Source organism: Duganella sp., assembly GCF_039595735.1.
In the GTDB taxonomy this organism is placed as follows: Bacteria; Pseudomonadota; Gammaproteobacteria; order Burkholderiales; family Burkholderiaceae_D; genus Rugamonas.
Genome location: NZ_JBCNLB010000002.1, coordinates 147,670 through 160,480, shown reverse-complemented (window position 1 = coordinate 160,480; position 12,811 = coordinate 147,670). Strand labels below are relative to the sequence as shown.

The following is a 12,811-nucleotide window of genomic DNA, read 5'->3' as shown; positions in this document are numbered from 1 at the left end:
TGTTTCCTGAAGAAGAATTCAGGATGCAATGCAGCAAATTTCCCTACCATGGCGGCACTTTGCGGAGAACCACCATGAAACGAGCCACGCTATTCAAATTGATCCTGTCCGGCCTGCTGATCGCGGCCGCGCTGCGCCTGTACGGCAGCCACGCCAGGGAAGCACCGGCGGCTGCGGACACGCCGGCGCTGCTGCACGAAGGCGATCTGCTGCGCATACCGGAGCAATCTCCGCTCAGGCGTTCGTTGACGGTAAGCGCTATCGACCCGCAAAGCATTGCCGCACCATTCACGCTGCCGGCGCTGGTGGAGGCCGATCCCGGCCGCCTGGTCAAGGTGACGCCGCCGCTGGCTGGCCGCATCATCAGCCTCAACAAGCAGCTGGGCGATCAGGTCAAGGCCGGCGAGGTGCTGTTCACCATGGACGCGCCGGACATGGCCCAGGCCGGGGCCGACCAAGCCAAGGCACAGTCTGCGCTGGTCCTGGCCCAGAGCAACCTGCAACGCCAGCATGAACTGGCGCAGTCCGATATCGCCGCCAAACGCGACGTCGAGCAGGCCCAGGGCGACTACGACAATGCCGCCGCCGAAGCGGCCCGCGCCGCCGCCCGTCTGGCCCAGCTGGGCGCGCGCGCCGGCACGGGGAGCGGCCGCATCGTGGTGCGCTCACCGATCGCCGGCCGCGTGGTCGAGCTGTCGGCCGCCACCGGCGCCTGGTGGAACGACGCCAGCGCGCCGGTCATGACAGTGGCCGACTTGTCCCAGGTCTTCATCAGCGCCAGCGCGCAGGAAAAAGACCTGCCTCAGCTCTATGTCGGCCAGCAGGCCCGTGTCAAGCTCGACGCCTGGCCGCAGCCGCTCACTGGCCAGGTGCGCTATATCGGCGAAATGCTGGACCCCGACACCCGCACCATCAAGCTCCGCCTGCCCTTCGACAACCGCGACGGCCGCCTGAAACCAGGCATGTTTGCCGAAGCCACCCTGCTGGCGCGTCCGCACCAGGGCCTGCTGGTGCCGATGAGCGCCGTGATCCAGAGCGGCTTCACCAGCCGCACCTTTGTCGAAGTCAAGCCGTGGCAGTTTGCGCCGCGTGACGTGCAACTGGGCGCGCAAATCGGCGAACAGGTGGAAGTCCTGGCCGGCCTCAAAGCCGGCGAACGTATCGTGGCCAAGGATGGAGTGCTGCTCAATGATTGAACGTCTGGTCACCCTGTGCTTCAACCGGCGCGGCATCGTCTCGCTGGTGTTTGCGCTGGTCGCGCTGTACGGCGGCTACTGCTGGACCCAGCTGCCGCTGGAAGCCTATCCCGATATCGCCGATGTCACCTCGCAGGTGGTCACCCAGGTCAACGGCCTGGCCGCCGAGGAGGTCGAGCAGCAGATCACCATTCCGCTGGAACGCGAGATCATGGGCACGCCCGGCATGCATGTGATGCGCTCCAAATCCACCTTCGGCCTGTCGCTGATTACCGTGGTGTTCGAGGATGGCGCGGAAGATTACTGGTCGCGCCAGCGCCTGCAGGAGCGCATTGCCGGCGTGACGCTGCCGTACGGCGCCCAGCCCTCGCTCGATGCGCTGACTTCGCCCATTGGCGAGATCTACCGCTACACGCTGGAATCGAAAAGCCGCGACCTGCGTTCGCTGTCCGAGCTGCAGCGCTGGACCGTGATTCCGCGCCTGAAACAGGCGGCTGGGGTGGTCGATGTCAGCAACTTCGGCGGCCTGACCACGCAATTCCTGCTGGAGTTCGATCCGGCCAAGCTGTCCAAGTACAACCTGTCGCTGGCGCAAATCACGCAGGCCATCGCGGCCAATAACGCCAACGCCGGCGGCAGCGTGCTGACGCGCGGTGAGCAGGGACTGGTGGTGCGCGGTGTCGGCCTGATCCGCAGTCTGGACGATCTCGGCAACGTGGTGGTGGCGCAGAAGAATGGCGTCCCGGTGCTGGTCAAGGACCTGGGCAACGTGACACTGGGCCAGCAGGAACGCCACGGCGTGCTGGGCAAGGACCAGCTGTCCGATACCGTGTCCGGCGTAGTGCTGCTGCTCAAGCATGAAAACCCCTCGCGCGTGATCGACGGCGTGCACGCGGCGGTGCAGGACCTCAACGAGCACCTGCTGCCCAAGGACGTCAAGGTGGTGCCCTATATGGACCGCAGCACGCTGGTGGACGCCACCGTGCACACGGTCGGCAAGACGCTGGTGGAAGGCGTGGTGCTGGTGACGCTGGTGCTGGTGCTGTTCCTGGGCAGCCCGCGCGCGGCGCTGATCGCGGCGGCCACCATTCCGGTATCGCTGATGACCGCCTTCATCCTGATGCAGCACTTCAAGATCCCGGCCAACCTGCTGTCGCTGGGCGCGATCGACTTCGGCATCATCGTCGACGGCGCCATCTTCGTGCTGGAAGCCATCCTGCGCAAGCGCGAGGAACAACCCGATGGGCTGATGTCCGGCGGCGACGCCGTGCATGCCGCGCTGCAGGTGATGAAGCCGACCTGCTTCGGCATGCTGGTCATCATGATCGCCTACCTGCCGCTGTTTGCCTTCCAGCGCATCGAATACAAGCTGTTCTCGCCGATGGCGTTTGCGGTCGGTTTCGCCTTGCTGGGTGCGCTGCTGATGACCATGATGCTGATTCCTGGCCTGGCCTTCTGGGCCTTCCGCAAGCCACGCAAGATCTTCCACAATCCCGTGCTGGAATGGCTGATGCCGCGCTACGAGGCACTGCTGCAACGGCTGGTGGGCAAGTCGAAGCTGGTGCTGGCCATCGCCGGCGCCACGCTGGCGGCGGTGGTGCTGGTGGGCGGCGCGGTCGGCCGCGACTTCCTGCCGACGCTGGATGAAGGCTCGATCTGGCTGCAAGTCACGCTGCCGCCCGGCATCTCGCTGACCAAGGCGACGCAGATGGCCGACGCCCTGCGCGCCGCCACCCTGCAGGAGCCGCAAGTGGCCCACGTGGTCACGCAACTGGGCCGCAACGACGAAGGCACCGACCCATTCACGCCCTCGCACATCGAATGCGCGGTGACCTTGCAACCCTACAGCGCCTGGCCATCCGGCATGAGCAAGCAAGATTTGATTGACAAGCTGGCAGCGCGCTACAAGCAACTGCCGCGCACCGAGGTGGGCTTTTCGCAGCCGATGATCGACGGCGTGCTGGACAAGCTGGCCGGTGCCCACAGTGACCTGGTGGTCAAGGTCTACGGCGACGACTTTCACGCCACCCGCAAGCTGGCCAGCGCGGTCGAGCGCCTGCTGCGCACGGTGCCGGGCGCGCAGGACGTGATCATCGACCAGGAACCGCCACTGCCGCAGGTGCGCATCGACGTCGACCGCGCCGCCGCGGCCCGCCTCGGCATCAACGTGGCCGACGTGATGGCGCTGATCCAGACCGGCATCGGCGGCAGCCCGGTGGCGCAGGTCTACGTGGACGACCGCAGCTACGACGTGGCGGCACGCTTCAGCGGCCCCACCCGCAACGATCCGCAGGCCATCGGCGACCTGGTGCTGAACGCCGCCAACGGCGCCCACGTGGCGCTGGCGCAGGTGGCGCACATCCGCCTGGCCGAGGGCGAAACCACCATCACGCGCGAGATGAACCGGCGTCACCTGACAGTGCGCACCAATCTGCGCGGACGTGATCTGTCGTCCTTCCTGGCCGAGGCGCAGGGCCGCATTGCCCGCGAGATTCCGTACGATCACGCGCGCTACCAGATCAGCTGGGGCGGCCAGTTTGAGAATCAGCAGCGCGCGCAAGCCCGCCTGGCAGTCATCGTACCGGCCGTGCTGGCGCTGATGTTTGTGCTGCTGTTCGCGGCATTCGGCAACCTGCGCCAGCCGGGCCTGATCCTGCTGGCGGTGCCGCTGTCGCTGCTGGGCGGGCTGGTGGCGCTGCACTTGCGCGGCATGACGCTCAACGTCTCGTCGGCGGTCGGCTTCATTGCGCTGTTTGGCGTGTCGGTGCTGAACGCGGTGGTGATGCTGGCCAGCCTGAACCACTGGCGCCAGCAACTGCCCGGCGATCTGCGCAGCGCTGTCATCAAGGGCGCTCGCGAGCGCGTGCGGCCGGTGCTGACCACCGCCACCGTTGCCGCGCTGGGCCTGGTGCCGGCAGCGCTGGCGCACGGCTTGGGCAGCGACGTCCAGCGTCCGCTGGCCACCGTGGTGGTCGGCGGTCTGGTGACGGCCACCGTGCTGACGCTGGTGCTGCTGCCAGCGCTGTATTACCTGATCGAACAACGCTACGGCCAAGGAGAACCAGCATGATCAAAGTCCTGACCATCCGCATGAGCGCGTTGGCCGCGCCGCTGGCTGGCGCGCCGGCGGCGACCTTGGCCACCGTGCTGCTGAAGCTGATGGTGGCGCTGCTGCTGAGCGGCTGCGCGGCCGGTCCCGACTTCACGCGCCCGGCCGCCCCCGCCGTCGCCAGCTACACCGCCGAACCACTGGCCGGCCCCGCCGACCAGCGCCTGGCCGCCGGCAAGGAAGTGCCGGCCCAATGGTGGACCGTGTTCGGCTCGGAAGAACTGAATCAACTGGTGGATGCGGCACTGCAGGCCAATCCGGAACTGCAAGCGACGGATGCCGCCCTGCGCGCCGCGCGCGAAACCGCAGCGGCCCAACGCGGCGCCTACCTCCCCAGCGCCGACCTGCACCTGCAGCCGAGCCGCCAGCGCGTGGCCGATACGCTGTCCAGCCCGACGGCTTCGGGCGCCAACTTATACAGCCTGCATACCGCGCAACTCAACATCGGCTACACGCCGGACGTGTTCGGCGGCACGCGGAGGCAGGTGGAAGCAGCTGACGCCCAGACGGACGTGGCGCGCTACCAGCGCGAGGCCGCACGCCTGACCCTGGCCGCCAACGTGGTCAGCGCCGCCATCGAAGAAGCCGCGCTGCATGCCCAGCTCACCGCCATGCAGCAACTGGTGGCGCAGTCAGGCCGGCAACTGGACGCGGTTCGTAAGCAGAAGCAGGCGGGACAGGTGGGCGCGGCGGATGTGGCGGCGCAGGAAGCCGCGCTGGCCCAGGTCGAAGCGCAGCTGCCGCCATTGCAGAAGCAACTGGCGCAACAGCACGACCTGCTGGCCGTGCTGGCGGGACATTATCCGAGCGAATACATCGACCGGCATCTCGACTTCAGCAAGCTGGTGCTGGCGGCCGAGCTGCCGCTCAGCGTGCCGGCCAGACTGGTTGAGCAGCGGCCGGACATCCGCGCCGCGGCGGCGCAGTTGCAGGCGGCATCGGCGCAGATCGGCATCGCCAGGGCGGCGCGCCTGCCCAACATCGCGCTGACCGCAAGCATGGGCAGTTCCGCGCTGGATGCTGGCACCCTGTTCAAATCCGGCGCCGGCTTCTGGAGCATCGGCACCGACCTGGTACAACCATTGTTCCGTGGCGGCGCACTGCTGCACCAGCAGCGCGCGGCGGAAGCAGCTTACGATCAAGCGGCCGCACAATACCGCGCCGCCGTGCTGACAGCGTTCCAGAACGTGGCCGACACCCTGCACGCGATCGACGCCGACGCCCGCGCCCTGCAAGCCGCGGCGCACGCCGAGCAAGCCGAGCGCAGCAGCTTGCGCATGGCCGAACGCCAATGGCAGCTTGGCCTGAGCGCTTATCCACCGGTGCTGCAAGCTGGCCAGGCCTGGCAACAGGCCACCATCAACCTGATCCAGGCCAAAGCCAGCCGCTACGCCGACACCGTCGCCCTGTTCCAGGCCCTCGGCGGCGGTTGGCAGACGGACGCAGGGAAATAACTGACATCCTTAACGGACGCCACGGCGTGGCCAACTCCGCTAGCATGACATTGATACACGGAGAGGAGCTGCCATGTTTCGTCGTTTTATTTTTGCCACCGGTATCGAGAACAGCATTCCCACCATTAATCACGGCCGCACACGCATGGATGAGATGGAAAAGTGCGGCCATTATCGTTACTGGAAAACCGATTTCGATCTGGTGCAGGAGCTGGGGGTCGCCGCGCTGCGCTACGGGCCGCCGCTGCACACCACTTGGCTGGGACCGGGCCGTTATGACTGGTCGTTTGCCGATGAAACCCTGAACGAGCTCCGACGCCGGAACATGGTGGCCATCATTGACCTGTGCCACTTCGGCCTGCCCGACTGGCTCGGCAACTTTCAGAACCCGGACTTCCCTGCCCTGTTTGCCGATTACGCGCGCGCCTTCGCCCAGCGCTACCCGTGGCTGCAACTGTACACGCCGGTCAATGAAATGTCGATCTGCGCCCGCTTCTCCGCCCTGTATGGCTGGTGGAACGAGCAGTTGAGCGACGACCGCGCTTTCGTCACCGCGCTGAAGCATCTGGTCCAGGCCAATGTGCTGGCCATGCAGGCCATCCTGGAGGTGCAGCCGGAAGCCCTGTTCGTGCAAAGCGAGTCCAGCGAATATTTCCACGCCGAGAATCCGGACGCTATCGAACCGGCGGAAACCATGAACTCGCGCCGCTTCCTGTCGCTCGACCTGAACTACGGCCGCCGCGTCGATTCGGTGATGTACGAGTACCTGATGGAAAACGGCATGACGCGCGAGGAGTACAGCTTCTTCATGCACAACAACCTCAAGCAGCACTGCATCATGGGCAACGATTATTACCAGACCAACGAGCACTACGTGTCCAGCGATGGCAACACCTGGGCTTCGGGCGAGGTCTTCGGCTACGCCACCATCACCGAACAATACTGCAGCCGCTATGGCCTGCCGGTGATGCACACCGAAACCAACTTATGCCAGGGCGCTAACGGCGATGAAGCGGTGCGCTGGCTGCGCAAGGAATGGGCCAACGTGCTATGCGTGCGCAACAGCGGCGTGCCCATCGTCGGTTTCACCTGGTACTCCCTCACCGACCAGGTCGATTGGGATTGCGCCCTGCGCGAGGACCGCGGCGTGGTCAATCACCTCGGCCTGTACGACCTGGACCGCAAGATCCGGCCGGTGGGCACGGCGTACCGCGACCTGATCCAGAAATGGTCGGCGGTACTGCCGACCAAAAGCGTCTGCCTGCAAGTGCCGGTGCTGTGCCCGGATGATTACCACCCCAAGCCGGGCAACAAGTAAGCTGCGGCGGCCCGCGCGGCTTATTGCCTGGCAGTGTCGCGCAGCAGCCAGCGCGCCATATCCCGCGCATCGCGTTCGGTGACTTGCAGCGATGGCATGGCGCTGCCCGGTTTGACCTGCTGGGGGTCGCGTATCCAGCGCACCAGATTGTCTTCCGTGTTCGGCAGGCGGCCCGCCACATAACGCTGGCGGCTGAATTCCTTCAGCGAAGGCCCGACATCCACCCTCGGCCCTGGCACGCCAGGCAAAATATGACAGGACTGGCAGGCATATTGCGCCAGCGCGACTCGTCCGCGATCCCCATCCGGCCGCGCGATCTCCGCCTGAACTTCGCCCATCGGCTCCGGCGGACTGGCAAACCGCGCTTGTCCTTCTGCTGGCGTCATCCGCGGCAGCCGTTCAATCAACGCCACCACGCTCCAGATTTCGCGCTCGCTCAGATGGAAGCGCCAGGCCTGCATGCCGGTCATCTTGATGCCGTTGCTGATGATCCAATATAACTCATTCGGCTGCCAGCGTTGCGTCATGTGCACCAGCGGCCCTGGCGACGGCTGCAACGCCAGGCTGGCCAGCTTCGGCGCCACACCGGGCGCGCCGTGGCACTGCACGCAATGCTGCGCGTAGACCTTCACGCCCTGCTGCACCATGGCGGAGGTCCGTTCAGGCACCAGAATCTCGCGCGCATGATGGCGCACCGAGTAGCGCAGGCCGGTCTCCAGCAAGGTGAACACGGGCTGCCAATGCTGCGTCACAGCGCCAACGTTGTACCATCCCTGCCCTACAAACACAGCGGCGCCCAGCGCGCCGGCCAGCGCCGCCACGCCCAAGGTGATCAGCACAGTGCGCAGTACCCGCATTACTTCGTCTCCTGACTGTAGAGATAAGCCGCCATATCGCGCGCTTCAGCCTCGTTGACACCCAGATTCGGCATGGCGCTGCCGGGCGATGGCTGCATAATCCAGCGCTCCAGATTGCGCTGCGTGTTGGGCAGCACGCCGGCCACATAGCTGGCGTGCGCGATACGTTCAAGCGAAGGGCCTGCCTGCGTGTCGTGCAGCGGCATGCCCTGGATGCGATGACAGGCTGCGCAACCATAACGCTCCAGCAACTGCTTGCCGACATAGCGATTACCGCTGCGTTCTGCCGGCGGCACTGCGGCGCGATCCTGCTCGCACGCGGCCAGCATGAGGCACACACACAGCATCAGCAGGCGTTTCATGCCGCCTCCCCGGCGCCGTTCTTTTCCGCCGCCAGCCAGCGCGCGCATAGCGCCAGCGCAACGATCAGGTATGCCAGTCCGCCCGGCACCCACATGATGAGTCCGCCGAGCTGCTGATCTTCCAGTGCGGACAAGCCAAACTGCGTCGCGCCGCCGCCATACGCCGGATACCAGATGCGCCCGGACACGGCAAACAGCGCCCCCAGCGCGCCGGTGTGCAGCATGGTCGTGAACAGATAGGCGATGGCCGGGCCGCGCGCCACGCCGTCCAGCACCGCCCACCAGAACAACAGCGCCGGAAACAGGAAGCTGGCGTGCTGCAGGGCGTGCAGTGGTGGATGGGTGAGCGCAGCCTGAAACAGATACGGCGCATGCCACAGCCACAGCGCGGCAAAGTGCACTACCCATGCGTGCAGCGGGCGGGTCAGCCAGCGCCATGCAGCCTGCAGCGCCGGCTGTCGCGTGACCGCGCCGCCGCTGCGTCGCGCCACTGCCGGCCAAGCCCAGAGCCACACGCCCAACGGCCGGCCCAGCACTAGCAGCGGCGCGGCGACGATCATCAATAACTCATGCTGCACCATGTGCGCCGCAAACGAGACGCTTCCTGCCGCGTCCAGCGGCGACGCCAGCGCCAGCACCAGCGCCAGCCAACCGGCGCCAAACCAGCCAGCCTGCCGCAGCAACCGCGCCCGGCCGTTTCGCGCGCGCGCGTACAGTCGCACTGCGCCAACAACATACATCGCCACCGACAGCGCGAGACACACCAGCACCCACCGCTCGGCGCCCCAGGTCAATCCCGGCTCACCGCCGGCTGCCGCCACGTGTGCCGAAGCGGGAACGGCTGGCAGCAACGCAAATAAGAGCGACCGCGTGCGCATCATAGCCGCGCTCCCCAAAACACCACGGCGTACACCGCCAGCCAGCTGATCAGCACAAAGTACCAATATCCCGCATTCTCGCTGACATCCACATAACGCTTCCGCTCCAGCGGTTGGTCCGAAAACAGCACCGCCAGCACGCCAGTGTTGTAGGTGTCGGTAATCAGGTGCGTGGTGTGCAGGCCCATCAGCATCCAGACCACCGAGCCGTAAGCGTTGTCATCCCATTTCACGTTGAGTGTGGCAAACTCAACAACGCGGACGGCCATCAGCAGCACGCCGGTCAAGGCACAAAGCCACAAGCCGCGCCGCACACGTTCATGATCGAACCGCTCGGCGCAACGCTTGGTCCAGGCATTGGGCAGGCCGCTCAACAGCATCAGCACCGTGTTGAGCGTCCCCCACAGCAGATCCGGCGGCGGCGCGCGGATCGGCCATTCCGGCGCCTGGCTGCGCAGGTAGAAATAGCTCATGATGGTCAGCGCGAACAGCATGCCCTCCACCACGATCATGCCGATCGTGCCCCACCACATCGGACTGGACGAACCGAACGCGTAATCCGGCAAGGCGGCGGCATCGACATTATGCGGCTCACTCATGATTTACTCCCCTGCCGGCCCGGCCAGAACCACGCCGTGCAGGCGATCGCCACCGGCACCGCGCCCCACACCACCGCCCACGGCGTGTAGATCGAGCCAATAAACAGCGCCGTGGTCGCCAGCGCGGCAATGAACGGCCACGGGGTCGGTTCCGGCATCCGCGCCCGATGGTCCGGGTGCGCATCCGGGCCGGACGTAATCAGCACCTCGCGCTGCGTGTTCGACAAGCCGCAGACATGGCCTGCCACGCCGTCTTTTTCCCACAGCGGGAAGCGGCTGCGCACCACCGGCAGCAGCGGGAAGTTGGCGGCGGGCGGCGGCGAGGAGGTTCCCCATTCCAACGTGCCCGCACGCCAAGGGTCATCGCCCGCCGGCTGCCGGCTGCGCCATACATTGACAATGAACAGCAGCACGCTGACTGCAATCATGACCGCGCCGGCGCTGGCGGTCAGATTCAGGTTGGCCCAGCCCATCTCGGCGCCGTAGGTGTAGACGCGGCGCGGCATGCCCTGCAGTCCCAGCACATGCATGGGGAAGAAGCTGACATTGAAGCCAATGAAGAACAGCCAGAACTGCCAGCGCCCCAGCCGCTCACTGAGCAGCCGGCCAGTGAACTTGGGGAACCAGTAGAAAAACGCGCCAAACAGCGGAAACACCGCGCCACCCAGCAGCACGTAGTGCAAATGCGCCACCACGAAGTAGGTGTCGTGCAGTTGCAGATCCAGCGGCACCGAGGCCAGCATCAATCCGGTCAGCCCGCCCAGCAGCAGAATCGCAAAGAAAGCCAGCACGAACAGCAACGGCGTCTTGAAGACCAGCCGTCCGCGCCACAGCGTGGCAATCCAGCAGAAAATTTGTATGGCGGTCGGAATGGCGATCATCAGGCTGGCGGCGGTGAAGAAGGTCTTGCCCAGTTCCGGCAGATTGGTGGCGAACATGTGATGCACCCACAGGCCGAAAGCCAGGAAACCGGTGGCCACCAGCGACAGCACCATGGCCGTGTAGCCAAATACCGGCCGCCGCGCGAAGGTGGCGATGATGCTGGAAATAAAGCTCAGCGGCGGGATGAAGATCAGGTACACCTCCGGGTGGCCGAAGAACCAGAACAGGTGCTGCCACAGCAGCACATCGCCTCCTTGTGCCGGCGCATAGAAATGGGTGCCGACCAGGCGGTCGGTGATCAGCGCGGTGCTGCCCAGCATGACGGCCGGCAGCGCAAACAGCACCATCACCGAGGTCACCAGCATGCTCCAGACGTACAGCGGCATGCGCCGCAAGCTCATGCCGGGTGCGCGCATCTTGAGGATGGTGGTGATGATGACGATCGCTTCCAACAGGCCGGACAGTTCAGTGAAGGTGATCATCTGCGCCCAGTAGTCGACGCCTTTCTCCGGCGAATAATGCAGGTTGGACAGCGGCACATAGGCGAACCAGCCGGCATCCGGGCCGATGCCGGCGAGGAAGGCGGCGTACAGCATCAGGCCGCCGAACAGGAAGGTCCAGAAGGCGAAGGCGTTCATGCGCGGGAATGCCACAGTGCGCGCGCCGATCATCAGCGGTACCAGGTAGGTAGCGACGGCCTGCATGATGGGCACGGCGAACAGGAACATCATGGTGGTGCCGTGCATGGTGAATAGCTGGTTATACAGTCTGGCATCGACCAGCTTGAGCGACGGCTGCGCTAGCTGCAGGCGCATCAGCAGGGCCAGGATGCCGCCGGCGATGAAAAAGCCAAAGCAGGCCACCATGAAGCGGCGGCTGATGGTCTTGTGGTTGACGGCGCAGATCCAGCCCCGCCATCCCGGCGGGTCGCGCCACGTCGCCTCCAGCGCTGCGGCGTCCACCGAGCTGCCGGCCGAAGCGGCGTTCGCGTGCGTTGCAGCGGCGCACGGCGGTACGCCTCCGGCAGCGTGCGTTAGGGCGGCCGGCGGCGGTACACCGTCGGCAGCTTGCGTTGAGGCGGCCGGCGGCGGTGCGCCGGCGGCGGCGGGCGTTGCGGTGGTAAGCGGCCCGGCCGCGTCGGCGCGGGTCATTGCAGCGTCTCCATGTAGGTGAGCAGCGCGTGCAACTGGTCGGCGGGCAGCGGCGTGGCAGGCATGATGGTGCCGGGCTTGAGCGACGGCGCGTCGACGATCCAGCCGCCCAGGTGGCCGCGCGTATTGGGCAGCGTGCCGGCCGCCAGCGTCTGCCGTGACGCCACATGCGTCAGATCCGGACCACCCTGTCCCGCCGCCGACGTGCCCGCGATCGTGTGGCAGCTGGCGCAGCGGCTGTCCATGAATACCTGCAGGCCGCGCTGCGCCGCACCCTCCGCCGCCACCGCAGGACGTGCCTGCGCCGCCGCCCATGCCGCATACTGCGCCGGCGGCTCGACCACCACCATCAAGGCCATCAAAGTATGCTGCTCGCCACAAAACTCCGCGCACTGCGCACGATACAAGCCCGCCTGATCTGCCCGCAACCGCATCTCCGTCAAGCGCCCCGGGATCAAATCCTTCTTGCCATGCAGGTTAGGTATCCACAGCGTATGAATCACATCATCACTGCGCAAGGTGATGATGGCCGCGCGCCCGACCGGCAAATGCAGTTCGTTCGCGGTGGTAAAGCGCATACCGGTCTGAGGATCATCGTAGACCGCCTGCCACCACCACTGCTTGCCGGTCAGCTCGATGCGCAGCGCGCCCTCGGCCGGCAATTGCGCCAGCGCGCTGCCGGTCCGCACATCAGCCCACAGCAGGCCGGCCAGCCCGATGGTCGACAACACCGCCGCCCAGGTCACGGCGCGGCGCGGGCCTGCCTCCGCCATTGACAGCGGCGCCAGGTCCGGCGCGCCTGGCGTACCAGCGGCATCTGGCGCAGCGCGGCGGCGCGCACGCCACAGCGCCAGCAACACCGCGCCCAGCATCAGCACAAACACCAGCGTGCACAGCGCCAGGGTGCCATGCCACAGATTCAGGATATGCTCAGCCTGCACGCCGCCGGGACGCAATACGTCCTGGGCAACGGGAATGATGGCGGACTTGTCGCCGCTCATCGCA

Annotated in this window: 10 protein-coding genes; 4 read left to right on the top strand and 6 right to left on the bottom strand. The window is 66.0% G+C overall.

From position 1 onward, the window contains the following. Nucleotides 1-74 precede the first annotated feature (74 nt). The 4 genes from ABDW57_RS05790 to ABDW57_RS05775 all read left to right on the top strand — a co-directional run bounded on the left by ABDW57_RS05790 (nt 75) and on the right by ABDW57_RS05775 (nt 7,077). Nucleotides 75-1,196, top strand: a complete 1,122-nt coding sequence (locus ABDW57_RS05790; protein ID WP_343729256.1) for an efflux RND transporter periplasmic adaptor subunit — start codon at nt 75-77, stop codon at nt 1,194-1,196. Next, on the top strand, nt 1,189-4,266 hold the full coding sequence (locus tag ABDW57_RS05785; protein WP_343729255.1) for a CusA/CzcA family heavy metal efflux RND transporter: 3,078 nt from the start codon (nt 1,189-1,191) through the stop codon (nt 4,264-4,266). The genes ABDW57_RS05790 and ABDW57_RS05785 overlap by 8 nt, the downstream gene beginning before the upstream one ends. Nucleotides 4,267-4,355: 89 nt before the next feature. Then, entirely contained in the window at nt 4,356-5,759 is a 1,404-nt protein-coding gene (locus ABDW57_RS05780) for an efflux transporter outer membrane subunit (RefSeq protein ID WP_343729571.1), read from the top strand. Between the two features lie 73 nt (nt 5,760-5,832). Beyond that, on the top strand, nt 5,833-7,077 hold the full coding sequence (locus tag ABDW57_RS05775) for a family 1 glycosylhydrolase (protein ID WP_343729254.1): 1,245 nt from the start codon (nt 5,833-5,835) through the stop codon (nt 7,075-7,077). A 20-nt stretch (nt 7,078-7,097) separates the two neighbouring features. Here ABDW57_RS05775 and ABDW57_RS05770 read toward each other — a convergent pair whose 3' ends face one another. From ABDW57_RS05770 to ABDW57_RS05745, 6 genes are read right to left on the bottom strand one after another with little or no spacing between them, the layout of a single operon-like run. Next, on the bottom strand, nt 7,098-7,934 hold the full coding sequence (locus tag ABDW57_RS05770) for a c-type cytochrome (protein WP_343729253.1): 837 nt from the start codon (nt 7,932-7,934) through the stop codon (nt 7,098-7,100). Next, on the bottom strand, nt 7,934-8,296 hold the full coding sequence (locus ABDW57_RS05765; protein WP_343729252.1) for a c-type cytochrome: 363 nt from the start codon (nt 8,294-8,296) through the stop codon (nt 7,934-7,936). The genes ABDW57_RS05770 and ABDW57_RS05765 overlap by 1 nt, the downstream gene beginning before the upstream one ends. Further along, complete coding sequence (locus tag ABDW57_RS05760; RefSeq protein WP_343729251.1) at nt 8,293-9,177, bottom strand: cytochrome c oxidase assembly protein; 885 nt, start codon at nt 9,175-9,177, stop codon at nt 8,293-8,295. Before ABDW57_RS05760 ends, ABDW57_RS05765 begins: the two co-directional genes overlap by 4 nt. Beyond that, the gene (locus ABDW57_RS05755) at nt 9,174-9,773 is read right to left on the bottom strand and encodes a cytochrome c oxidase subunit 3 (RefSeq protein WP_343729250.1); all 600 of its coding nucleotides are present in this window, start codon (nt 9,771-9,773) and stop codon (nt 9,174-9,176) included. The genes ABDW57_RS05760 and ABDW57_RS05755 overlap by 4 nt, the downstream gene beginning before the upstream one ends. Next, on the bottom strand, nt 9,770-11,806 hold the full coding sequence (gene ctaD, locus ABDW57_RS05750) for a cytochrome c oxidase subunit I (RefSeq protein WP_343729249.1): 2,037 nt from the start codon (nt 11,804-11,806) through the stop codon (nt 9,770-9,772). Before ctaD ends, ABDW57_RS05755 begins: the two co-directional genes overlap by 4 nt. Further along, complete coding sequence (locus ABDW57_RS05745) at nt 11,803-12,807, bottom strand: c-type cytochrome (protein ID WP_343729248.1); 1,005 nt, start codon at nt 12,805-12,807, stop codon at nt 11,803-11,805. The genes ctaD and ABDW57_RS05745 overlap by 4 nt, the downstream gene beginning before the upstream one ends. Nucleotides 12,808-12,811 lie beyond the last annotated feature (4 nt).

Coding starts and splice junctions, on each gene's coding strand:
- ABDW57_RS05790 (WP_343729256.1), top strand. CDS start 75: ATGAAACGAGCCACGCTATTCAAATTGATCCTGTCCGGCCTGCTGATC.
- ABDW57_RS05785 (WP_343729255.1), top strand. CDS start 1,189: ATGATTGAACGTCTGGTCACCCTGTGCTTCAACCGGCGCGGCATCGTC.
- ABDW57_RS05780 (WP_343729571.1), top strand. CDS start 4,356: ATGGTGGCGCTGCTGCTGAGCGGCTGCGCGGCCGGTCCCGACTTCACG.
- ABDW57_RS05775 (WP_343729254.1), top strand. CDS start 5,833: ATGTTTCGTCGTTTTATTTTTGCCACCGGTATCGAGAACAGCATTCCC.
- ABDW57_RS05770 (WP_343729253.1), bottom strand. CDS start 7,934: ATGCGGGTACTGCGCACTGTGCTGATCACCTTGGGCGTGGCGGCGCTG.
- ABDW57_RS05765 (WP_343729252.1), bottom strand. CDS start 8,296: ATGAAACGCCTGCTGATGCTGTGTGTGTGCCTCATGCTGGCCGCGTGC.
- ABDW57_RS05760 (WP_343729251.1), bottom strand. CDS start 9,177: ATGATGCGCACGCGGTCGCTCTTATTTGCGTTGCTGCCAGCCGTTCCC.
- ABDW57_RS05755 (WP_343729250.1), bottom strand. CDS start 9,773: ATGAGTGAGCCGCATAATGTCGATGCCGCCGCCTTGCCGGATTACGCG.
- ctaD (WP_343729249.1), bottom strand. CDS start 11,806: ATGACCCGCGCCGACGCGGCCGGGCCGCTTACCACCGCAACGCCCGCC.
- ABDW57_RS05745 (WP_343729248.1), bottom strand. CDS start 12,807: ATGAGCGGCGACAAGTCCGCCATCATTCCCGTTGCCCAGGACGTATTG.